The 23247-nt window shown below is 67.2% G+C and carries 17 protein-coding genes, 2 tRNA genes and 1 pseudogene; 11 read left to right on the forward strand and 9 right to left on the reverse strand.

Translation table 11 applies throughout. The features are described from left to right. The first annotated feature begins 151 nt into the window (after positions 1-151). A complete protein-coding gene (locus CCR84_RS14560) occupies positions 152-592 on the forward strand; it encodes an acyl-CoA thioesterase (protein ID WP_201213880.1) in 441 nt (146 codons plus the stop codon). 31 nt (positions 593-623) lie between these two features. On the opposite strand, the gene CCR84_RS14565 is transcribed toward CCR84_RS14560, so the two are convergent. The 4 genes from CCR84_RS14565 to minC form a co-directional block, all read right to left on the reverse strand. Continuing rightward, positions 624-980 carry a hypothetical protein gene (locus tag CCR84_RS14565; protein WP_201213749.1) on the reverse strand — a complete coding sequence of 119 codons (357 nt, stop codon included), beginning with the start codon at positions 978-980 and terminating at the stop codon, positions 624-626. A 205-nt stretch (positions 981-1185) separates the two neighbouring features. After that, positions 1186-1452: a cell division topological specificity factor MinE gene (gene minE, locus CCR84_RS14570; RefSeq protein WP_201213750.1), complete on the reverse strand. Its 267-nt coding sequence runs from the start codon at positions 1450-1452 to the stop codon at positions 1186-1188. 3 nt (positions 1453-1455) lie between these two features. Next, entirely contained in the window at positions 1456-2268 is an 813-nt protein-coding gene (minD, locus tag CCR84_RS14575) for a septum site-determining protein MinD (RefSeq protein ID WP_207186298.1), read from the reverse strand. A 74-nt stretch (positions 2269-2342) separates the two neighbouring features. Continuing rightward, positions 2343-3149 carry a septum site-determining protein MinC gene (minC, locus tag CCR84_RS14580; RefSeq protein ID WP_201213754.1) on the reverse strand — a complete coding sequence of 269 codons (807 nt, stop codon included), beginning with the start codon at positions 3147-3149 and terminating at the stop codon, positions 2343-2345. A gap of 219 nt (positions 3150-3368) precedes the next feature. On the opposite strand from minC, the gene norR reads away from it, so the two are divergent. The 4 genes from norR to CCR84_RS14600 all read left to right on the forward strand — a co-directional run bounded on the left by norR (position 3369) and on the right by CCR84_RS14600 (position 7247). After that, the gene (norR, locus tag CCR84_RS14585) at positions 3369-4949 is read left to right on the forward strand and encodes a nitric oxide reductase transcriptional regulator NorR (protein ID WP_201213755.1); all 1581 of its coding nucleotides are present in this window, start codon (positions 3369-3371) and stop codon (positions 4947-4949) included. 204 nt (positions 4950-5153) lie between these two features. Next, complete coding sequence (gene hcp / locus CCR84_RS14590) at positions 5154-6818, forward strand: hydroxylamine reductase (protein WP_201213756.1); 1665 nt, start codon at positions 5154-5156, stop codon at positions 6816-6818. 126 nt (positions 6819-6944) lie between these two features. Continuing rightward, positions 6945-7021 (forward strand) — tRNA-Arg (locus CCR84_RS14595). A gap of 149 nt (positions 7022-7170) precedes the next feature. After that, positions 7171-7247 (forward strand) — tRNA-Arg (locus tag CCR84_RS14600). Between the two features lie 66 nt (positions 7248-7313). Here CCR84_RS14600 and CCR84_RS14605 read toward each other — a convergent pair. The 3 genes from CCR84_RS14605 to rlmD all read right to left on the reverse strand — a co-directional run bounded on the left by CCR84_RS14605 (position 7314) and on the right by rlmD (position 9983). Next, on the reverse strand, positions 7314-7475 hold the full coding sequence (locus tag CCR84_RS14605) for a hypothetical protein (protein ID WP_201213757.1): 162 nt from the start codon (positions 7473-7475) through the stop codon (positions 7314-7316). Positions 7476-7552: 77 nt separating this feature from the next. Next, positions 7553-8629 carry a DUF2914 domain-containing protein gene (locus CCR84_RS16820; RefSeq protein ID WP_201213758.1) on the reverse strand — a complete coding sequence of 359 codons (1077 nt, stop codon included), beginning with the start codon at positions 8627-8629 and terminating at the stop codon, positions 7553-7555. 55 nt (positions 8630-8684) lie between these two features. Beyond that, a complete protein-coding gene (gene rlmD / locus CCR84_RS14615) occupies positions 8685-9983 on the reverse strand; it encodes a 23S rRNA (uracil(1939)-C(5))-methyltransferase RlmD (RefSeq protein ID WP_201213760.1) in 1299 nt (432 codons plus the stop codon). 283 nt (positions 9984-10266) lie between these two features. Between rlmD and CCR84_RS14620 the strand changes: the two genes are divergently transcribed. After that, complete coding sequence (locus tag CCR84_RS14620; protein WP_201213761.1) at positions 10267-10482, forward strand: hypothetical protein; 216 nt, start codon at positions 10267-10269, stop codon at positions 10480-10482. A gap of 187 nt (positions 10483-10669) precedes the next feature. Next, positions 10670-12115 carry a threonine synthase gene (thrC, locus tag CCR84_RS14625; RefSeq protein WP_201213762.1) on the forward strand — a complete coding sequence of 482 codons (1446 nt, stop codon included), beginning with the start codon at positions 10670-10672 and terminating at the stop codon, positions 12113-12115. Positions 12116-13071: 956 nt separating this feature from the next. Here the strand turns inward: thrC and nadC are convergent. Together nadC and CCR84_RS14635 are read right to left on the reverse strand one after the other, a co-directional pair. Next, a complete protein-coding gene (nadC, locus tag CCR84_RS14630; RefSeq protein WP_201213763.1) occupies positions 13072-13968 on the reverse strand; it encodes a carboxylating nicotinate-nucleotide diphosphorylase in 897 nt (298 codons plus the stop codon). A gap of 89 nt (positions 13969-14057) precedes the next feature. Continuing rightward, complete coding sequence (locus CCR84_RS14635) at positions 14058-15566, reverse strand: NAD(P)H-hydrate dehydratase (RefSeq protein ID WP_201213764.1); 1509 nt, start codon at positions 15564-15566, stop codon at positions 14058-14060. 534 nt (positions 15567-16100) lie between these two features. On the opposite strand from CCR84_RS14635, the pseudogene CCR84_RS16825 reads away from it, so the two are divergent. The 4 genes and pseudogenes from CCR84_RS16825 to purL form a co-directional block, all read left to right on the forward strand. Beyond that, positions 16101-16442 (forward strand): annotated as a pseudogene (locus CCR84_RS16825) (TonB-dependent receptor plug domain-containing protein); the annotation flags it as partial. 135 nt (positions 16443-16577) lie between these two features. Beyond that, on the forward strand, positions 16578-18122 hold the full coding sequence (locus tag CCR84_RS14645; protein ID WP_338052627.1) for a TonB-dependent receptor plug domain-containing protein: 1545 nt from the start codon (positions 16578-16580) through the stop codon (positions 18120-18122). Between the two features lie 6 nt (positions 18123-18128). Further along, positions 18129-19115: an ABC transporter substrate-binding protein gene (locus CCR84_RS14650; protein ID WP_201213771.1), complete on the forward strand. Its 987-nt coding sequence runs from the start codon at positions 18129-18131 to the stop codon at positions 19113-19115. A 66-nt stretch (positions 19116-19181) separates the two neighbouring features. After that, a complete protein-coding gene (gene purL / locus CCR84_RS14655; protein WP_201213772.1) occupies positions 19182-23213 on the forward strand; it encodes a phosphoribosylformylglycinamidine synthase in 4032 nt (1343 codons plus the stop codon). Positions 23214-23247 lie beyond the last annotated feature (34 nt).

The following is a 23247-nucleotide window of genomic DNA, read 5'->3' on the forward strand; positions in this document are numbered from 1 at the left end:
GCCGCTGCCGGCGGACCCGGCCGCGAGGACATTGCGCACGCCTCACCTGCCGGATCCAGCACTCACAGCACGTTTCCTGAACGAAATAGAATACGGGACCGTCTCGATGTCATCGACGATCACTTCATTCACCCCTTGCGACTCATCGACCATGGCCCGCATCCGCATCGAACTTCCCGACAGCTTTCCGTTCTCGACCGAGATTCCCTTGCTGATCGGACACATCAACTACGGCAATCATCTCGACAACGCGCAGGTGCTGGCGCTCGTCTCCGAAGCGCGCATGCGCTTCTTCAAGTCGCTCGGCTACAGCGAACTCGACATCGATGGACTCGGCATCGTCGTCGCCGATGCCGCCGTGCAGTATCGGTCGGAGGCATTCCACGGCGAGCTCATGGTCGTCTCCATGGGCGCCGGCGACTTCCACGAGCACGGCTGCGACCTTGTCTGGCGGCTGCACGAGAAGGAGAGCGCTCGCGAAGTCGCCCGCGGCAAGACCGGGATCGTCTTCTTCGATTATCAGCTGCGCAGGAAGGCCGCCGTTCCGGAAGGGTTCCGCCGGCGTTTCCCTTCCGCGATTCCGGCCGCTTGAACCGGCGGCACGCAGCCGGAGCGCGCCAGGGCTAGGGGCGCGCCGGGACCGGTTCCCAGCCCTCTGGGCAGACCTGCGCCCAGGGGTGGTAGGCCCCTGCCGAGCGGCAGTAGTACCACATCGGCAGTGGCGGTGGCGTCGGGGTGGCATACACCGGCGGCGGTGCGGGTCGCTGCACCGCCCAGGCGCTCGCTGCCGCAGCACCGACACCGAGCAGCACCAGCGGGGCGACCCAGTTGCCGCCGCCGTGGTGGTGTCTGTACGCATTTCCGTACATGTGTCCGTGCATGTGGCCGTGGCGCATCGGGTGGCCGTAGGGGCCGGCGACGGCGCTGCTGCTGACGGCGATCAGCACGGTGGCCAGGACGGAATTGACGAACTTTTTCATGCGCTCCTCGTTTGTGCGCTCACTGTGCGCATCCATGTCCGGATAACGCACCAACGAGGTCGCCGCCGACCGCGAGATGTAACAGATCGTCTCCGCCGGCTTCGCTCTTCACGAGGTCGGACATTTCCGGCAGCGGGCTCGCAAAAAAAGGGGACGTTGGCCGTCCCCTTTCCTGAAAACCCTTCCGTTCTGGCCGGAGTGTCGATCAGCGCGGCCTTTCGTGCTCCGGGAGCACGATGTTCACTTCGAGCACTTCGAAGTTGCCCTTCTTCTCGCGTGCCACCTTGATGTCGTCGGCGTTGACCGAGACGTATTTGGAAATCACCGCCAGCAACTCCTGCTGCAGGGCCGGCAGGAAATCGGGCGCGCTGGTCTGCTCGGCGCGTTCGTGGGCGATGATCAGTTGCAGGCGCTCCTTGGCGATCGGGGCGCTTTTGGGCTTGTTACCGAAAATCAGTGAAAAGAGGGACATGGCCTACTTCCCTCCGAACAGGCGCTTGAACAGTCCGGGTTTCTCGTAGTCGACGAAACGCAAGGGAAGGTCTTCGCCCAGGAAACGGGCGACCACGTCCTTGTAAGCTTCGGCGACGTCGGTGCCGCTCTCGTGGATCACCGGCGTGCCCTGGTTGGAGGCTTGCAGGACCACGTCCGACTCGGGAATGACGCCGATCATCGGCACGCGCAGGATTTCCTCGATGTCCTTGTACGACATCATTTCGCCGTCGGTCACCCGCTTCGGCGAGTAGCGGGTGATCAGCAGGTGTTCCTTGACCGGCTCGCCGCCTTCCCTGGCGCGCCGGGATTTCGCCTGGAGGATGCCGAGGATGCGGTCGGAGTCGCGCACCGAGGCGACTTCCGGGTTGGAGACGACGAGCGCCTCGTCGGCGAAGGTCAGGGCCATCACCGCGCCACGCTCGATGCCGGCGGGGGAGTCGCAGACCACGTACTCGAAGCCCATCTGTTCGAGTTCCTTGAGCACCCCCTCGACACCCTCTTCGGTGAGCGCGTCCTTGTCGCGCGTCTGCGAGGCAGGCAGCACGAACAGGTTCTCGCAATGCTTGTCCTTGATCAGCGCCTGGCTGAGGTTGGCTTCGTTGTGCAGTACGTTGACGAGGTCATAGACGACGCGCCGCTCGCAGCCCATGATCAGGTCGAGATTGCGTAGACCCACGTCAAAGTCGATCACGGCGGTCTTGAAGCCGCGCAGGGCGAGGCCAGTTGCAAAACTGGCGCTGGTGGTGGTCTTGCCGACGCCGCCCTTGCCCGAGGTCACAACGATGATGCGCATCACGGAATTGTTCTCCGATGTAAAAAACAGATATTGAATATGAAGCGAACTTTAACTCGCAATGCGGCTTACGTTCAATCAAGCTTCATGGTCTCCAGCAGCAGACTGTTGCCGTCGGCGTCCAGGCTGACGTGTACGGCCTGTCCGGCCAGTTGCTCGGGAACCCCCGTCTCGAAGGTGCGATAAACACCGGCGACCGAGATCAGCTCGGGCTCGAAGCGCGTGCTGAAGATGCGCGCGTCGTGGTCGCCACTGGCGCCGGCGAGCGCACGTCCGCGCAGCGGCGCGTAAACATGAATGTTGCCGTCGGCGATGACCTCGGAACCGGCGTTGACCGCGGCGAGGACGACGAGGTCGCCACCGCGCGCATAAACGCGCTGGCCCGAGCGCAAGGGGCGATCGACCACCATCGTCGTCCTGGCCGCGGGAACGGCTGCCGCGAGCGGGGGTTCGCTCGCGCTCGCGGCGGGAGCAGTTACGGGCGCCGCGACGCTGCTGGCGGGCGCTGCGGCAGGGACGGCCTCTTCCTCATCCGCGACTGCCGGCGACTCGCTGCGCGCGCGCGCGTCGCTCGGGAAGACCGCGAGATGCGCGGCCAGTGCCGATTTCTGGAGCGACTCGCTGCCGCCGCGGACGCCGATCAGCTTAAGACCCTTGCCCGCGAAGCATTCCCGGATGACTTTCCAGTCGGCTCGCTCCGCGTCGCCGACCTGGGAGAGGTCGATCAGGCCAGCGTCGCCGTCAAAAAAATCGCTGTCACCGAAGATCTTCTGCGCCTCGTCGCGCAGCGCCTGTGCCTCCAGGCTGCGCACGGTGATGATGATCACGGGGACCGTGCTGCCCTTGAATTCGATCAGTTTTTGCGGCTTGGTGTTTTTCATTGAGATCTAGCGTAGCAGCCTGTTCTGCAAAAAGCGGCATCGTAGAGAAACTTTTCGTCACACGAAAGGGGAATGCTATGCTGCTGCGCCATTTACCGGAAGAAATGATCATCGACCGGCCAGCGAATCCGGCGTCGGCATGGCGTGTGCAACTGCGCGACGCGGGCCGCGCCATCGATTCGCCAGGCTGCCGGTCGCCTTTCGCTTATCGGGAGCTTCATGCGTTTCCAGCAAGCCATCGACCGTGCGCTGTGGCAGATTGCGGTCGATCTCTCCAACACCATGCCGGGCGAGGTCCAGTTCCAGCGACTGGTCGCGGCGATCGGTTCGGTCCTGCCCTGCGACGCGGTCACGCTGCTGCACCTCGACCAGGGCACGCTGGTGCCGATGGCCAGCCAGGGGCTGGCGCCCGACCTGATGGGCAGGCGCTTCGACCCGAAAGCGCATCCGCGGCTGGCGGCGATCCTGGCCTCGTCCGACCCGGTGCGTTTCCCCGCCGACTGCGACTTGCCCGACCCGTTCGACCGGCTGCTTGCCAGCGATCCCGAACACGAGATGCCGGTGCATGCCTGCCTCGGCTGCAGCCTGCATGTCGATCGCGAACTCGTCGGCGTGCTCACCCTCGACGCGCTCGACCAGAATGCGTTCGCTCGTCTCGAAGACTCGACGGTGGCCGCCTTCGCCGCGCTGGCGGCGGCAACCCTGCGCAACGTCGCGCTGATCCGCGCGCTCGAACAGGCCAGCGAGCGCCAGCGCGCGATCGCCCGCGACCTGATGCAGGAGGCGCTGCGCCGCGAGGGTGACCTGATCGGCAACAGCCGCTCTATGCGCGAGCTGCGCCGCGAGATTGCGATGGTCGCGGCGACCGACCTGGCGGTGCTGATCACCGGCGAAACAGGGACCGGCAAGGAACTGGTCGCGCGTACCGTGCACGCGCAGTCGGCACGCAGCGAACAGGCGCTGGTCCAGGTGAATTGCGCGGCGCTTCCCGAGTCGCTGGCCGAGAGCGAACTGTTCGGGCACCGCAAGGGGGCGTTCACCGGCGCCACGGCCGACCGCGCCGGCAAGTTCGAGCTGGCGCACGGCGGGACGCTGTTCCTCGACGAGATCGGCGAACTGCCGCTCGGCCTGCAGGCCAAGCTGCTGCGCGCACTGCAGCAGGGCGAGATCCAGCGTGTCGGCGCCGACGAGGTGATCCGCGTCGACGTGCGCATCATCGCCGCGACCAACCGTGACCTGCTGCACGAGGTCGAGGCGGGGCGTTTCCGTAGCGACCTCTACCACCGCCTGCGCGTCTATCCGATCGCGGTGCCGCCGCTGCGCGAGCATCGCGAGGACCTGCCGGTGCTCGCCGGCTATTTCGTCGATGCGGCGCGGCACAAGCTCGGCATCGGGCGCATCGACCTGCATCCGCAGACGCTCGCCGCGCTCGCTGCCTACGACTGGCCGGGCAACGTGCGCGAGTTGGAGCACCTGCTGCTGCGCGCCAGCCTGAAGGCTGCGCAGCGCGACCCGGAGCGGGTGCTGCTGCGTCCCGACGATCTGGCCTTGCCGGCCGAGTCGGTCAGCGCAGCGGTCGAGCCCGTGCCAGCCGGGGAGAGCGTTGCGGGGAGCGCGGAGGCCGGCGCCAGCCCGCTCGCGCTGCCGGGCGGCGGTCTGCGCGAGGCGGTTGACGACTACCAGCGCCGCCTGATCGCTGCGGCCTTGGCCGAATGCACGAACAACTGGACGCAGGCCGCCCGGCGTCTCGGGCTAGACCGCGCCAACCTGCAGCGACTCGCACGGCGGCTGGGAATCTGAGTTCACGCCGCGGCAAGCCGCTGGCTTGCTTTTCGGAGTCAATCCGACGCCGAATGAGTCGAATTGACTCCGGATGGCCTGGAGTCAATTTGACATGGTTTGCTTCTTGGGCGGAGAGAGTGGTTTTTAAATCAATCGCTTGCACTCCTGGCACGGTCCTCGCTATTGAGTTGGTGTCCTCAATCCAACCAGCAAGGAAGCATCATGTTTTGTGTGCAATGTGAACAGACCACCCGCAACGTCAAGGGCGTCGCCGGCTGCAGCTTCAACAACGGCAAGTGCGGCAAGACTGGTGAGGTTTCGGACCTCCAGGACATGCTCGTGCACCTGCTGCAGGCCGTGTCGACCTACGCCGTCGCCGCGCGCAAGGTCGGCATCGTCGATGCCGAGATCGACGCCTACGTGCCGCAGGCCTTCTTCTCGACGCTGACCAACGTCAATTTCGACGCCGAGCGCATCATCGACTTCAGCCGCCGCGCCGAAGGCTATCGCAACCAGCTCAAGGCGCGCTATGCAGCAGCCTGCGCCGAGCAGGGCATCACCCCGGAAACGCTGCCGGCCGCCGCCCACTACCAGTTGCCCGACGCCAAGGTGGTGATGCTCTCCGACGCCCTGCAGTTCCGCTTCAACCTGCAGAAGGCCGAAGTCGGCGAGGACGTGATCGGCCTGCGTCTCCTCTCCCTCTACGGCCTCAAGGGTGCCGCCGCGTACATGGAACACGCGCGCGTCCTCGGCCAGACCGACGCCGAGGTGGCGGGGAAATTCCACGAGATCATGGCCTGGCTGGCGACCAACCCGACCGATGTCGGCCAGCTCTTCCAGTGCTCGATGGACATCGGCCAGCTCAACTACCGCATCATGCAGATGCTCGACAAGGGTGAGACCGACACCTTCGGCCATCCCGAACCGACCCGCGTCAACACGCAGCCGATCAAGGGCCAGGCGATCCTCGTCTCCGGCCACGACTACCACGATCTCGAACTGATCCTGCAGCAGACCGAGGGCCGCGGCATCAACGTCTACACGCACGGCGAAATGCTGCCGGCGCACGCCTACCCCGCGTTCAAGAAGTACAAGCACCTGGTCGGCAACTACGGCACCGCCTGGCAGAACCAGCAGAGCGAGTTCGCCGCGTTCCCGGGCAGCATCGTCATGACCTCGAACTGCATCATCGACCCGAAGGTCGGCGACTACACTGCGCGCATCTTCACGCGCAGCATCGTCGGCTGGCCGGGTGTCACGCACCTCGCCGACAACGACTTCACGCCGGTGATCGAAGCCGCGCTGGCGCAGCCCGGCTTCACCGCCGATGCCGAGCCGGTCTATACGACCACGGGCTTTGCGCGCAACGCGCTGATGGGCGCGGCACCGGCGGTGATCGAGCAGGTCAAGGCCGGCAACATCAAGCACTTCTTCCTGATCGGCGGCTGCGACGGCATCCGTGACGAGCGCAGCTACTACACCGAGATGGCACAGGCCGTGCCGAAGGACTCGCTGATCCTGACGCTCGCCTGCGGCAAGTTCCGCTTCAACACGCTCGAGTTCGGCGACATCAACGGCATCCCGCGTCTCTTGGACATCGGCCAGTGCAACGACGCCTACTCGGCGATCCAGCTCGCGCTGGCGCTGGCGGACGCCTTCGAGTGCGGCGTCAATGACCTGCCGCTATCGCTGGTGCTGTCGTGGTTCGAGCAGAAGGCAATCGTGATCCTGCTGACGCTGCTCTCGCTCGGCATCAAGGACATCCGCGTCGGCCCGACCGCTCCCGGCTTCCTGACGCCGAACCTGGTCGGCATCCTCAACCAGCAGTTCGGCCTGAAGCTGATCGGCTCGGTCGAGGAAGACCTGAAGGACATGCTCGCCGCCTGATCGCCCGCGGTGCCTGCGGCGAGATTCGCCGCAGGCAGGGGCTTGCGCTCCCCGGCAGTCTTCTCTATAATGCGCAGCTTCTGACGCAGCGCGAACGACAGTTCGAGCAGCAATTCAGATGGCAGCGCGCCCGTAGCTCAGTTGGATAGAGTACTTGGCTACGAACCAAGGGGTCGGGCGTTCGAATCGCTCCGGGCGCGCCAAGAAGTCTTCAAGCAGAAAGCCAACCGCAAGGTTGGCTTTCTGCTTTTGCGCGTCCCGTATCTTGCACTCTTGATCTTGCTTGACAGCCGCTGCCGATGGGCTATAATCCTGCCCTCTGTCACCGACGAAATCGTCCGACAGAGGCAGCGCGCCCGTAGCTCAGTTGGATAGAGTACTTGGCTACGAACCAAGGGGTCGGGCGTTCGAATCGCTCCGGGCGCGCCAAGAAGTCTTCAAGCAAAAAGCCAACCGCAAGGTTGGCTTTTTGCTTTTGGGGTATCCCGAATTTTGTCAGGTGTCGAAGAGCACGTACTTCACCATGACCGCGAAGATCGCGTAGGTCACGGCGAAGAAGAGGCCGGTCCAGACGGTGCTGACGGTCGCTGCCCAGCCGATGATCACGGCCATCGGCAGCAACAGGAAGATGATCAGCTGCTTCTTGGTCCAATCCATTGCACTGTTTCCCGTGAAAAATCCGTTATGAAATCACGTAACGCCGCCTCAGGCTAGAGGCTGCGGGCCGGGCGGCTTCAGTTGAAGCTGCGCACGACCAGGTCTTCAGGCGCGACGGTGCCGCGCTCGACCTCGAGCTTGAGCGTGCCGATCGTGCGCCCGTCCTGGGTCCCGACCACCAGTCGCCAGCTTCCCGGCTGCGGGTCGAGGACCCAGGAATGGCCACGGAAGCCGCCGGCGCGGCCGCCGGTCGACTGGAAGCGGCTGTGCGCGACCGCGCGCCAGCGGCCCTTGTCGAGGAATTCCCAGCGGTGTTCGAGCGCGGCCGTGACGCCTTTCGGCGCGAACACCGCCGACACGCCGTAGAGCTTGTCGCCCGCGGCGACATGGACGGTGGTCGACGCGTCGCGCCAGAATTGCCAGAAGGGGGGGCGTTCCACCAGCAGGTCGGGGCGACCGCCCTCGATGGTCAGGCCGTGACCGACGGCGAGGTCGCGCATGACCAGCGGTACCGGTGCGATCATGCCGAGGTTCCAGGCGAGCAGGAGCACGCTCGTCATCCCCCAGGACGGCCAGATCGACCCCGGTCGCCCCGGCGCCAGCCACCAGGTCAGGTGGGCGAGGAGGAGTCCGGCGATGGTCGATACGTAGAACCAGAGCGGATCGAGGCTGCCGAGCGCGTGCGGCAGGACGAAATTGCAGAGCAGGATGGCGTTGAGCGCGAGCATCGCCCAAGTCAGCGTGAAGCGCTCGCCGTAGCGCTTGCCGACGAATTCGTTGCCGACCAGGAGCGCGCCGAGGAAGAGCGTCATCAGCCAGGTGCCGAGGTGGCCGGAGCTCTTGAAATAGAGGATGAAGAGCGCCGAGAAGATGCCGCCGAACAGGAACTGCAGCGCGAGATAGGGCGCCTGCCAGGCCAGCCCGGCGACCCGTTCGCGCAGTTTCGTACCCGGTTCCGGCGCCACCACCTGCAGCGCCTCGCGGCGTGCCAGCCACAGCGCAAGCAGGCCGGCGGCGAGCAGGTAGGCGCCGAGCTTCCAGAAGTCGGCCGTCTGCACCTTGCGGCCGAGTGTCAGCGCGTCCCAGATGAAGCCGCCGAGGAAAGCCGCCAGCGGATAGAAGCGGCGCAGGAAGTCGAGGGTCTGCTCTTTCACGGGGAACTCGGCGGCGCTGCGGCCGCGGCCGCAGCGTTCAGGTGCAACAGGACGTTCAGCCGCGCTCGAACAGCGCGATCGATTCGACGTGCGAGGTGTTCGGGAACATGTTCACGACGCCGGCGCCGCGCAGGCGGTAGCCCTTCTGGTGGGTGAGGATCGCCGCGTCGCGTGCGAGCGTCGACGGGTTGCACGAGATATAGACGATCCTCGAGGGTCCGTCGTCGGCGAGCGACTTCACCACCTCGACCGCGCCTTCGCGCGGCGGGTCGATCAGCATCTTGTCGAAGCGGCCGAGCGCGGCGATCGACTCGGGCGTCGCCTCGAACAGGTTGGCCACCGCGAACTGCGTCCTGTCGGCGAGCCCGTTGTCCGCGGCGTTCTCGCCCGCGCGACGGACCAGCTCGGCGCTGCCTTCGATACCGACGACCTCGGCGCCGCAGCGCGCGATCGGCAGCGTGAAGTTGCCGAGCCCGCAGAAGAGGTCGGCGATGCGTTCTCCTGGCTGCACGTCGAGCAGGCGCAGCGCACGCCGCACCAGCACGCGGTTGATCGCATGGTTGACCTGCGTGAATTCGGTCGGCGCGAAGAAGTGCTCGATGCCGAATTCGGGCAGCGTGTAGGAGAGGGGCGCTGCGTCGAGCGGATGGAAACGATAGGCGGACGCCGGGCCCTTCGGCTGCAGGTAGAAGACGATGCCGTGCAGGTCGGCGAATTCGCGCAGCAGCACCTCGTCGGCCGGAGTCGGCGCTTCGAGCACGCGCAGGACGAGGACGGTGACGTGTTCGCCGACCGCGAACTCGATCTGCGGCAGGCGCTCGGCGATCGACAGCTGGCCGACCAGCGCGCGCAGCGGCATGATCAGCGCCGACAGTTTCGGCGGCAGGTTCGGGCACTGCGCCATCTCGGCGACGTAGCTGCTCTTGCGCTCGTGGAAGCCGACCAGGACGCCGCCTTTCTTCACCACCTTGCGCACCGACAGCCGGCCGCGGTGGCGGTAGCCCCACTGGCTGCCGTAGATCGCCGGGAACAGCTGCTCGGCTTCGGTCTTGCCGAGGAAGTGCAGGTTGTCTTCGAGAACGCGCTGCTTGGCGGCGACCTGCGCCGCCATGTCGACATGCTGCATGCTGCAGCCGCCGCAGACGCCGAAGTGCGGGCAACGCGGCGTGACGCGGTTGGCCGAGGGCTTGAGCACGCGTGTCAGGCGGGCGACCTCGTAGGTCGGTTTCTTGCGGTGCGCTTCGAACTCGACGAGTTCGCCGGGCAGTGCGCCCTCGATGAAGATCGTCTTGCCATCGAGCCGCGCGATCCCGCGAGCTTCGTGGTCGAGCGATTCGATGATTCCGGTCGGCATGATCATTCCTGCGGCAAAGCGCGGATTGTAGCGAGCGGCAGCGGTTTTTCAAGGTAATGGAGGCCATGCGCCGTGATTTACAATCATTAACAACGCCAATAAGCCCGCGCCCTGCCGAAGTATTGCCAACAGGGTCATCTTCGTGACATGCTGCATCGCGTCAATCACTAGCCGTCCTTTGCGAAGCGGAGTAGGATTGCGCGCTGATCGGCGCCCCCGCCGGTCGAGCCGGCCCAAAAAATGACCGGTTGTTGGTCCAACTTTTGTCCATAAGGATTCAAAAATGAAGAACTCCCTCCTGATTGCCGCCCTGCTCGCCGCTGTTGCCGTTTCCGCTTGCGACAAGAAGCCCGCCGAAGCGCCCGCTGCTCCGGCTCCCGCTGCTGCCCCGGCTGAAGCTGCTCCGGCGCCGGCTGCGACCGAAGAAAAGGCTGCTGAAGAAGCGAAGGCTGCTGAAGCTGCTGCTCCGGCTGCTGCCCCGGCCGAAGAAAAGAAGTAAGCAGCAATATATTGCTGCGCTGAGCGGGTCTCCGACCCGCTTGCCGAAAGAAGCCGGCCTCGTGCCGGCTTTGTCGTTTACGCGCGTTTGCAGCCGCGTTTCCCTGCGTCAGCGGCGGCGGGCAAGGCTTCGCCGACGGTCGTCCGTGCTAGACTTCGCAGCTTCCATCATTCCGCCCGGCCCTGCCATGCGCTACCTGTCGACCCGTGCCGCCTCGTCGGACGCTGCTTCCTCCAAATCCTTCTGTGACATCCTGCTCGGCGGCCTCGCGCCGGACGGCGGGCTCTACCTGCCCGAGTCCTACCCGCAGGTCACGCGCGCCGAACTCGACGCCTGGCGCGGCCTGTCCTACGCCGACCTCGCCTTCGCCGTGCTGTCGAAGTTCATCGACGATATTCCTGCGGACGACCTGAAGGCGCTGGTCAAGCGCACCTACACTGCCGAAACCTACGCCTACGTGCGTGGCGGCGGCGACGCTGCCGAGATCACGCCGCTGCGCTGGCTGGAACCGGGGTTGGGTATCCTCGAACTCTCGAACGGCCCGACCCTGGCGTTCAAGGACATGGCGATGCAGTTGCTCGGCGCGCTGTTCGAGTACGTGCTCGCCAAGCGCGGCGAGGAGATCAACATCCTCGGCGCCACCTCCGGCGACACCGGCTCGGCCGCCGAGTACGCGATGCGCGGCAAGAAGGGCGTGCGCGTCTTCATGCTCTCGCCGGCCGGGCGCATGAGCGACTTCCAGCGCGCGCAGATGTACTCGCTGCAGGACGAGAACATCCATAACATCGCCGTGCGCGGCACCTTCGACGACGCGCAGGACATCGTCAAGGCGGTCTCCAACGACGCCGGGTTCAAGGCGAAGTACCGCATCGGCGCGGTGAATTCGATCAACTGGGCGCGCGTCGTCGCGCAGATCGTCTATTACTTCAAGGGTTACTTCGCGGCCACGCAGAGCAACGACGAAAAGGTTGCCTTCGCGGTGCCTTCGGGCAACTTCGGCAACATCTGCGCCGGCCACATCGCGCGCCAGATGGGGCTGCCGATCGCCCGCCTGGTGCTGGCGACCAACGAGAACGACGTGCTCGACGAGTTCTTCCACTCAGGCGCCTACCGCCCGCGTTCGGCTGCCGACACGCACGCCACCTCGAGCCCGTCGATGGACATCTCCAAGGCGTCGAACTTCGAACGCTTCGTCTACGACCTGGTCGGCCGCGACCCGGCGGTGGTGCGCAAGCTGTGGGCCGAAGTCGACGCCGGTCGCGGTTTCGACCTCGCCGCGACCGACTACTTCGCGCGCATCCCCGGATTCGGCTTCGTCTCCGGCAGCAGCACGCACGCCAACCGCCTGGCGACGATCCGCGACACCTTCGAGCAGTACGGCGTCGTCGTCGACCCGCACACGGCCGACGGCCTCAAGGTTGCCGCCGAATTCCGCGAAGCCGGCGTGCCGATGATCGTGCTCGAGACGGCGCAGCCGGCCAAGTTCGAAGCGACCATCTTCGAAGCCTTCGGCCGCCTCCCCGAGCGTCCGCGCGCGCTGGTCGGCATCGAGCAGTTGCCGCAACGCGTCGAGACCCTCGACGTCGACGTCCAGGCGGTCAAGGACTTCGTCGCCCGCCACGTCGAGGCGTAATAAGTTTCGGGGACGTTATTTCACGTCATCGCGAGCCCGCAGGGCGTGGCGATCCAGTACGTGGGGCTCGCGTCGTGAAGGGCGTCGAGACAGAAAACGAACTGGATTGCCACGGCGCTGCGCGCCTCGCAATGACGGCGCTGTTGCCACGGCGCTGCGTGCCTCGCAATGAACGGCGGTGCCGGGAGTGCATGGAGAGGGGCTGAGACCGTAACCGTCATCGCGAGCCCGCAGGGCGTGGCGATCCAGTACGTGGGGCTCGCGTCGTGAAGGGCGCCGAGACAGAAAACGAACTGGATTGCCACGGCGCTGCGCGCCTCGCAATGACGGCGGTTTTGCCCCCTGGCGCTGCGCGCCTCGTAATGACGGCGGTGCCGGGAGTGCATGGAGATGGGCTGAGAGCGTAACCGTCATCGCGAGCCCGCAGGGCGTGGCGATCCAGTACGTGGGGCTCGCGTCGTGAAGGGCGTCGAGACAGAGAACGAACTGGATTGCCACGGCGCTGCGCGCCTCGCAATGACGGCGGTGTTGCCACGGCGCTGCGCGCCTCGCAATGACGGCGGTTTTGCCCCCTGGCGCTGCGCGCCTCGTAATGACGGCGGTGCCGGGAGTGCATGGAGATGGGCTGAGACCGTAAACGTCATCGCGAGCCCGCAGGGCGTGGCGATCCAGTGCGTAGGGCTCGCGTCGTGAAGGGCGTCGAGACAGAAGAACGAACTGGATTGCCACGGCGCTGCGTGCCTCGCAATGACGGCGGTGCCGGGAGTGCATGGAGAGGGGCTGAGACCGTAACCGTCATCGCGAGCCCGCAGGGCGTGGCGATCCAGTGCGTGGGGCTCGCGTCTTGAAGGGCGTCGAGACAGAAAACGAACTGGATTGCCACGGCGCTGCGCGCCTCGCAATGACGTAAGCTCTCGTCGGGCCTGCCGGCCCTCCCAAGGCCGGCGTCCGTAATTTCAGAGGATGCGCATCGACAGGTCGAGCGCGCGCACGTCCTTGGTCAGCGAGCCGATCGAGATGCGGTCGACGCCGGTGGCGGCGATGCCGGCGACGGTGTCGAGATTGACGCCACCGGAAGCTTCGAGGATGGCGCGGCCGGCGCCGATGTCGACGGCTTGACGCATGGTCGCGTTGTCCATGTTGTCGAGCAGGATCATCTTCGCCCCCGCGGCGAGTGCTTCACGCAACTCGTCGAGGTTCTCGACCTCGACCTGGATGAACTTGCAGCGCGCACCGGCAGCAGCGGCGACCGCGCGTGCCGCCGCCATCGCCGCGCTGATGCCGCCGGCGGCGGCGATGTGGTTTTCCTTGATCAGGATCGCGTCGTGCAGGCCGAGCCGGTGGTTGCCGCCGCCGCCGCAGGCGACCGCGTACTTCTGCGCCAGGCGAAGTCCGGGGACCGTCTTGCGCGTGTCTACGATCTGTGCGCGCGAACCGGGAACCGCGGCGACCGTATCGACGAATTCGCGCGTGCGCGTCGCCACCCCGGACAGCAACTGCAGGAAGTTGAGTGCGCTGCGTTCGCCGGTGAGCAGCGCGCGTGCGGGCCCCTCGATCTCGCACAGGGTCTGTCCCGGTTCGACGCGATCGCCGTCGGCGGCCTGCCAGCGCACGCTCACGCGCGGGTCGATGCGCGCGAAGCAGCGCTCGAACCAGGCGCTGCCGCAGAGCACCGCCGCCTCGCGCGAGATGACGCGGGCGCGGCTGATCGTGTCGGCGGCGACGAGGTCGGCGGTCAGGTCGCCGGCGCCGACGTCTTCGGCGAGCGCGGCGGCGACGTTGGCGTCGATTTCGGAGTCCGCGGGCAGGGCGGGGCGGGCGGCGATGGTGGATTCGGGCGGGGTGGTGTTCATCGTGTTCTCGAGTCGTTCGTCAGCGGCGTCATCGTCGCGCCAGCGTCCGATTGTACACCGGCGCTGCCATGGCGAAGTTGCCGGGGCTGCTACGCCTGGTCGGCTGCTTCGGCGCACCACGCGTTGAGCAAGCGGCGCGCGGCGTCGATCGTCTCGCCCGCACTCATGCCGATCGGGCCGATGCCGGCCTGCACCAGCGCATCTGCGGCGGCACCGTGCAGGTGGACGGCGCCTGCCAGTGCCTGTTCTGCCGGCCAGCCCTGGGCGAGCAGCGCGACGATCATTCCTGAGAGCACGTCGCCCATGCCGGCGCTGGCCATTCCCGGGTTGCCGCTGGTATTGATGAACCAGCGCCCGTCGGCGAGCGCGACGACGCTACCGCAGCCCTTGAGCACGACGGCCGCGCCGTAGCGGCGGGCGAGTTCCCGGGCGGCGGCGACGCGGTCGGCCTGCACGGCGGCGACGGTCGTGCCGAGCAGCCTGGCCGCTTCGGCCGGGTGCGGTGTGAGCAGGCCGGGCGCGCTGCGTGCCGCCAGCGCCTCCCGCAGGGCCGGGTCGGCGGCGACGAGGTTGAGCGCGTCGGCGTCGAGCAGCAGCGGCTGCGGCAAGCCCAGCGCCTCGGCCAGCAGGGCGCGCGCGGTGTCGCTGCTGCCGAGGCCCGGCCCGCAGAGCAGCGCGTCGACGCCGCCGAGCAGCGTTGCGGGCGCGCGCAGCATCAGTTCCGGCTGTCCGCCATCGACGGCTGGCGCGTTGGCGTCGAGCATCCCGACCAGGACTTTTCCCGCGCCCATCCTGAGCGCTGCGCGTCCCGCGAGCAGTGCGGCGCCGACCATTCCCGGAGCGCCACCGACGATGCCGGCGTTGCCGTAGGAGCCCTTGTGCGTGTTGCGCGCGCGCGGTCGCAGTTGCCCGGCGAAGAAGGACCGGGAGAGGAGGTAGCCGCGCGCCAGGGCGGCTACCTCGTCGTCGAGTCCGAGCGCGTCGATGCTGATCGCGCCGCAATGGTCGGGGCCGTCGCCGGTGAACAGCCCGGGCTTGGCGGCGATGAAGCTCAAGGTATGGCTGGCCTCGATCGCGGGACCGCCGACGACGCCCGTCGCCGCGTCGAGGCCGCTCGGGCAGTCGAGCGCGAGCAGCGGGCAGCGCTCGCGCGCGGCGAGCGCGTTGGCGGCGGCCACGAGTTCGGCGGCGCGACCGGCGAGCGGACGCGCGAGTCCGATGCCGAACAGCCCGTCGATGATCAGCGACCAGCGTCTGCCGTCGGGAATTTCCCCGAGCGTCCTGCCACCGCCATCGATCCAGCGCCGGTAGGCAGCCGCCGCTTCGCCCGACAGGCGCCCGGCGTCGCCGATGAAGACCACGGAGGGGGCGAAGCCGCGTTCGGAGAGCCCGGAGGCGGTGACGAAGGCATCGCCGCCGTTGGCACCGGGGCCGGCGAGGACGAGCACCTCGTCGCCGGCGGCGCACAGGGTCGCCGCCAGTTCGGCAGCCGCCGCTCCCGCCCGCTGCATCAGGGGCTGGTCGGCGGCGGCCCGCTCGAGCGTGCGCAACTGCTCGATATCCAGGAGGGGCAGGGCAGGGTGTTGTTCGCCAGGCATGGTCTTTCGCCTCGATGGGCCGCAGCGGCCGGTCCCGGAATGGTAGCCGAAAACGCTCGCCGCGCCGATGCACGCGGCAACCCGGCCGGGAGGCTTCCCGTGGGAGCGCGCGCGTTGCGCAGCGTCCTCGTGGGAGGGCCGGCAGGCCCGAACGGGGCCGCGACCGACGCCCGTTCGTGGCCACCGCCGCCGCCACGCGGGGCTGCGCGTCGATGGTGGACGCGGCAGACGATCGTCCAAGCGCTTGTCCTGCGCATCCCCTGCCGGGATACTCGCGATCTTTCTTGTTGCCTGCTGCGCAAGGCGGGGATAATCGCATGAAAAACTCGAACCAGATGGATGGGTATCATGCCAAAAAGATTTCCTCTTTACCCAAGCTCCCGCCCGCGTGCCCGAAGCAAGCTGCGCTTGCCGTTCGCTCGGCTTCTGGTTCCGCTATTCGGCGCTGCTTGCGTGCTGCCGGCGTCGGCCGAGGAAGCCCTGTCCGAGGACGATTTCCTCGGCGAACTGCCGGCGGTCGTGTCGGCGACGCGAATGCGCCAGTCGCTTGCCGATACCCCGGCGTCGATGACGATCATCGACCAGGAGATGATCCGCGATTCCGGCGCCTGGGATGTCGCCGACCTGTTTCGCCTCGTTCCGGGAATGTACGTCGCCTACAACGTCGACAAGGAAGTCGTTCCCGGTCACGTCGTCAGCTACCACGGAATGACCGATCCCTAAGCCAAGCGGATGCAGATCCTGATCGACGGGCGGTCGGTGTATACGCCACTGTTCGGCGGGCCGATCTGGAGCAACATCCCGCTCACGCTCGACGACATCGAGCGCGTCGAAGTCGTGCGCGGCCCGAATGCGGCGAGCTACGGCGCCAATTCCTTCCTCGGCGTCATCAACATCATCACGCGCCACCCGGCCGAGGTACAGGGCAAACTGGTCTCGCTCTCCGCCGGCAAGGTCGGCAGCGACGCGACGCTGCGCTACGGCGGTCGTACCACCGACATGGACTACCGCATGACCTTGCAGTTGCGTGGCGACAGAGGCTACACCAGGGACTATGACGGGCGTTTCGAGAACAAGATCGATGTGCACACGCGCACCGACAACAAGCGGATCGGCAACCTGTCGTTCCGCGGCGATTACCGGATCAACGCCAGCGACGAATTGCAACTGCAGTTCGGTTATTCGGGCGGTAGTCGCGGAACCGGCGATTATCCCGGCAAATTTACAAACGCCAATCCCCGGCGCGACAAGGACGTCGAAAGTCTGTTCGCGCTGGCGCGCTGGCAACGCGACCTCGGTGCCGACAGTCAGTTCAGTCTGCGCCTGTATCACAACCGCGACCGCCTTTCGGAAGATCTCAGCCAGCTGGTCGGTACGACGCAGGCGCCGTTAACACTGAAGATACCAGAAGCGAACTGCCAATTTCTTGGCTGGGCTTGGTTAAAAGAAACAAAAACGTGTAAGGGGGTTATCACAGCAGGCGTTCCCACCCCTTTCGATCGTCCGCTCGACCACGTCGCCGAGCGCAGCGACGTCGAGGCGCAGCACAGCTTCTGGGCCGGCGAGCACCTGCGCCTGCTCTGGGGCGGCGGGCTCCGCCTCGATCGCGTCAGCAGCACGCTTTACCTCGGCGGCGACGACTTCAAGAGCTTCCACCAGCAGAGCCTCTTCGCCAACGCCGAGTGGCGGCCGCTGGACCCGCTCGTATTCAACTTCGGCGCGATGGTCGAGCACAACAATTTCGTCGGCAGCAATACCTCGCCGCGCGCCGGCGTCAATTACCGCCTGACGCCGGCGCAGACGATCCGCGCGACAGTGAGCCGCGCTTGGCGCAACCCGGTGCTCTATGAGCAGCAGGGCAATTCCCGCTGGGTTTATTCGGTGATCGATCCCCAGTTTCTTGCTGGCAGAACTCTCCCCTTGCAGTACCTGTACGGACAGAACAACCTGCGCCCAGAACGCATCGACTCGCGTGAACTGGGCTACCTGATCCAGCTTCCGCGTGGCGGCTCCCTCGATCTCAAGTGGTCCTACGACACGCTCAGCGACCTGATCGAGATGTACCAGTTCGATTGCTGCGGGACGGCGATTCCGGGCACCGTCCGCACCTTCGGCAATCGGAGCGAAGTCGGCGTCCATTCCTTCGAGGCGCAATGGCAGCAGCAACTCGACGATTTCACGAGAATTCACTTCGGCTGGTCGTCGACGAAGATCGCGCGTCGCACTCCAGCGCTCGATCGACAATCGGAAGATTACAGCTATGACCGGACGGCTTCGCGCCACGGGCAGAACCTGCTGCTGGCGCGCCAGTTAACTCCGTTCTGGCGTGCCAGCATCGGCGTCTATCGCGTCGGTTCGATCGAAGCCTTCGGCGGCAGGTCCCTGGATGCCTACACGCGCTGGGATGTCCGCGTCGCCCGCCAGTTCAAGTGGGACGGTACCGACGGTGAGCTGGCGCTGATCGTGCAGAACCTGGAGGACAGCCAGTATCGCGAGTTCTACGTCGAAAACCTCTGGGGGCGACGCGCCTTCGTGAACCTGCGTCTTGCCTACTGATCCTCCATGTTCCGCGCGCCGCTCCTCGCCACCCTCCGACGTCCTTGCCGACGTCTGGCGTGGCTGTTGATCGCGGCGCAGCTCTTGCTCGCCGGCAGCGCCACGCTGGCGGAGGAGCGTGTTGCGGTGTTGCTCAGCGAGGGTGGCGGCTTCCATCGTGAGTTCGTCGAGGCCTTGCAGCGGGCGCTCGACGATCCGTCGATCAGCGGCCGTTCGCTGTCGCTGGTCGAACTGACCGACCTGCCGGAGCGTGCCGACGATCCGCGCCTGGGCGGGGCTTCGCTTCTCGTCGCCGTCGGGGTGCGGGCGATGCGCGCGGCTGCCGAGCGCAGCGACCTGCCGCCGACGCTCAACGTGCTGGTACCGCGGTCGAGCTACGAGCGCGTGCTCGCCGAGTCGGCGCGGCGGCGTCCGCGCGCGCAGTTCTCGGTGATCTATCTGGACCAGCCGCTGTCACGCCAGCTCGCACTGATTCGAAAGCTGTTTCCCGGCAAGCCGCGGGTGGGGGTGCTGCTCGGGCCGGAGTCGAGCGCCTTCCTGCCCCGCCTGCGGGCCGAGGAGGCGCGCGGTGGACCGGGGGTGGTCAGCGAGAAAGTCCTGTCCGAGCCCGAGATCATTCCGGCGCTCGCGCGCGTGCTGCGCGACGTGGACCTGTTGCTGGCGCTACCCGACAGCGTCGTGTTCACGCGCGATTCGGCGCGTCCGATCCTGCTGACTGCGTATCGTCATGGCAAGCCGCTGCTGGGTTTCTCGCAGGCCTACGTGAAGGCCGGGGCGCTGGCCGCGGTCTTCAGCACGCCGGCGCAGATCGCCCGGCAGACCGCCGAGATCCTGGACAGCTCGCTTGCCAGGCGTTCCGTGCTGCCGGCGGCGTCCTATCCGCGCTATTTCTCGGTCTCGGTCAATCGCGCGGTGGCCCGTGGGCTGGCGATCGAGGCGCCGGCCGACGAGGCGCTGCGGGCGGCGCTTGCCGTTGGCCCGGATGGCGAGTGATCCCGCGGCGGGTATGGGCGCTGGGCTATAATCGCGCCTTTACCACGACGCCTCCGGACGCCCGCCATGGCCGAAAACGTTTCCGCCCTCCCTGAAACCCTCTTCCTGCGCGGCGCCGACGCGCTGTCCGAGTTCCGCCGCCAGCGCCTGCAGGCTGGACTGGCCGCGGTTCTGCCCGGTGCGACGCTCGACTCGGCCGAGTACTGGCACGTCGTCGCGCTGCGCCGGCCGCTCGATCGGGCCGAGCGCGAGCATCTGGCGGCGCTGCTCGCGGAACGCCCGGCAGCGGTGGTTGGCGGCGAGTTGTTCCTGGTAACGCCACGCCTGGGCGCGATCTCGCCGTGGTCGTCGAAGGCCACCGACATCGCCTGGAACTGCGGCCTCGATGGGGTCGAGCGGATCGAGCGCGTGCTCGCTTACCGCATCGCCGGCCCTGCATCGATTCCGGCCGATAAGCGCGCCGCCGTCGCCGCGCTGCTGCACGACCGCATGACCGAGACCGTCCTCGACGACTTCGCGCAGGCGCCGGCGCTGTTCGGCCACGTCGCGCCGAAGCCGCTCGCGCGCGTCGATCTTCTCAGCGGTGGCCGTGACGCGCTGGTCGAGGCGGATTCGCGTCTCGGCCTCGCGCTGTCGCCCGACGAGATCGACTACCTCGTCGACATCTTCGCGCGCGCCGGCCGCAACCCGACCGACGTCGAGCTGATGATGTTCGCGCAGGCCAACTCCGAGCACTGCCGGCACAAGATCTTCAATGCCGCCTGGGTGATCGACGGCGAGGAGAAGCGCGAGACGCTGTTCGGCATGATCCGCGAGACGCACAAGGCGCACCCCGAGGGCACGGTGGTCGCCTATTCGGACAACTCCTCGGTGATCGAGGGCCACGTCGCGCAGCGCTTTTTCCCGGCGACCGACGGTGGCTACGGCTACCACGAGCAGCTCACGCACATCCTGGCCAAGGTCGAGACGCACAACCATCCGACCGCGATCTCGCCCTTCCCCGGTGCGGCCACCGGCTCGGGCGGCGAGATCCGCGACGAGGGGGCCACCGGCCGCGGCTCGAAGCCGAAGGCCGGCCTGTGCGGCTTCTCGGTCTCCGACCTGCAGATCCCGGGTGCGCTGCAGCCCTGGGAAGCCGACTCGGTGGCCTACGGCAAGCCGTCGCGCATCGCCTCGGCGCTCGACATCATGCTCGAAGGCCCGATCGGCGCCGCCGCCTTCAACAACGAATTCGGCCGGCCGAACCTCGCCGGCTACTTCCGCACCTACCAGCAGGCGGTCGCCAACGCCGACGGATCGACCAGCGTGCGCGGCTACCACAAGCCGATCATGATCGCCGGCGGCCTCGGCGCGATCGCCGCCGACCAGTGCTTCAAGGCGGAAAAGCTCTCGCCCGGCGTCCTCTTCGTCCAGCTCGGCGGCCCCGGCCTGCTGATCGGCCTCGGTGGCGGTGCTGCCAGCTCGATGAGCACCGGCAGCAACACCGAGGATCTCGACTTCGCGTCGGTGCAGCGCGGCAACCCCGAGATGGAGCGGCGTGCGCAGGAAGTGATCGACCGCTGCTGGCAGCTCGGCGCGCCCGAGGGGGACGGCTGGGCGGCAGGCGACGGCAACCCGATCCTGTCGATCCACGACGTCGGCGCCGGCGGCCTGTCGAACGCCTTGCCCGAACTCGCGCACGGCGGCGGCTGCGGCGCGCGCTTCGACCTGCGCGAAGTGCATATCGAGGAACCCGGCATGTCGCCGGCCGAGATCTGGTGCAACGAGTCGCAGGAGCGCTACGTGCTGGCCATCCCGCCGACGCGGCTCCCCGAATTCAGCGCGCTGTGCGAACGCGAGCGCTGCCCCTTCGCCGTCGTCGGCGAAGCCACCGACGACGGGCGTCTCGTAGTCACCGACTGTCATTTCGGCGACAACCCGGTGGACATGGACATGGAGGCGCTGCTCGGCAAGCCGCCGCGCATGACGCGCGATGTGGTCCGCCTGCCTTCGCCGGGTTCGGCCTTCGACTTGGGGCAGGTCGAACTGAAGGACGCCGCCTACCGCGTGCTGCGCCTGCCGGCGGTGGCCGACAAGACCTTCCTGATCAGCATCGGCGACCGCTCGGTCGGCGGCCTCACCGCGCGCGACCAGATGGTCGGCCCCTGGCAGGTGCCGGTCGCCGACGTCGCCGTCACCCTCAGCGACTATTGCGGTGTCACCGGCGAAGCTTTCGCCATGGGCGAACGCACGCCGCTGGCGGTGCTCGACGCGCCGGCGTCGGTGCGCATGGCGATCGGCGAGGCGCTGACCAACCTCGCTGCCGCCGACGTCGCCAAGCTCGGCGACGTCAAGCTCTCGGCCAACTGGATGGCGCCGGCCGGCGTCCCCGGTGAGGACGCGCGCCTGTTCGACGCGGTGCGCGCCACCTCCGACCTGTGCCAGGCGATCGGTGTCTCGATCCCGGTCGGCAAGGATTCGCTGTCGATGCGCAGCGCCTGGGAAGACGAGGGCGTCAAGAAGCAGGTGGTGTCGCCGCTGTCCCTGATCGTCACCGCCTTCGCGCCGGTGACCGACGCGCGGCGCACGCTGACGCCGCTGCTGGCGCGTGATCTTTCCGACTCGGACCTCGTCCTGATCGACCTCGGTGGCGGCCGCAACCGCATCGGCGCCTCGGCGCTGGCGCAAGTGTATAACGCCGTCGGCGAGGAGGTCCCCGACCTCGACGATCCGGCGCGCCTCGCCGCCTTCTTCGGCGCGATCAGGAAACTCGCGAGCGACGGCCTGCTGCTCGCCTACCACGACCGTTCCGACGGCGGCCTCTTTGCCGCTGCCGCCGAGATGTGCTTCGCCGCGCGCACGGGCGTCACGCTCGACCTCGACGGCCTCTGCTACGACCCGCTGGCCAACGACGTCGACGGCGCCGAGCGCAAGCCCGAGCTGATGGCCGGCCGCGCCGACGAGCGCCTGCTGCGCGCGCTGTTCGCCGAGGAACTCGGCGCGCTGCTGCACATCCGCCGTGCCGACCGCGACGCGGTGCTGGCCGTGCTGCGTGCTGCGGGTCTCGGCGCCTGCACGCACTTCGTCGGCCACCCGAACGCCGCCGACGAGCTGCGCATCGTGCGCAACGCCCGTGCCGTCTTCGCCGAGAAGCGCGTCGACCTGCAGCGCGCCTGGTCGGAAACCAGCTTCAACATGCAGCGCCTGCGCGACGATCCCGAATGCGCGCAGCAGGAATACGACCGCATCCTCGACACCAGCGACCCCGGCCTCTCGGTGGCGCTGTCCTTCGACCCCGCCGAGGACGTCGCAGCCCCCTTCGTGGCTACCGGCGCGCGTCCGCGCGTCGCCATCCTGCGCGAGCAGGGGGTCAATGGCCAGGTCGAGATGGCCGCCGCCTTCGACCGCGCCGGCTTCGCGTCGGTCGATGTGCACATGAGCGACATCCTCTCCGGTCGCGTCAGCCTCGCCGACTTCAAGGGCGCTGTCGCCTGCGGTGGCTTCTCCTACGGCGACGTGCTCGGTGCCGGGCAGGGCTGGGCGCGCACCATCCTCTTCAACGAGCGCGCGCGCGACGAGTTTTCCCGCTTCTTCGCGCGTCCCGACGTCTTCGCGCTCGGCGTCTGCAACGGCTGCCAGATGATGAGCGCCTTGAAGGAGCTGATCCCCGGCGCCGCCGACTGGCCGCGCTTCGTGCGCAACAAGGTCGAGCAGTTCGAGGCACGCTTCGTCATGGTCGAAGTGCCCGAGTCGCCGTCGATCTTCATGAGCGGCATGGCCGGCAGCCGCCTGCCGGTGGTCGTCTCGCACGGCGAGGGCCGTGCCGAGTTCGTCTCTGCCGATCCGGCCGCGCAGCAGCAACGCGTGATCGCCGCGCTGCGCTATGTCGATAACGCCGGTCGCCCGACCGAGGTCTATCCGTACAACCCGAACGGATCGCCCGCCGGCCTCACCGGCGTCACCACCGCCGACGGCCGCTTCACGATCATGATGCCGCATCCGGAGCGTGTCTTCCGCGCCGCCCAGATGTCCTGGCGTCCGGCCGAGTGGGATGCAGAGGGCGTCGAAGCATCGCCGTGGCTGCGCATGTTCAGGAACGCGCGCAGGTACGTCGGCTGATGGCTGCAGGGACAGTATGCTTGATTTATGGTGA

The organism is Rhodocyclus purpureus (genome assembly GCF_016653115.1).
GTDB classification, from domain to species: domain Bacteria; phylum Pseudomonadota; class Gammaproteobacteria; order Burkholderiales; family Rhodocyclaceae; genus Rhodocyclus; species Rhodocyclus purpureus.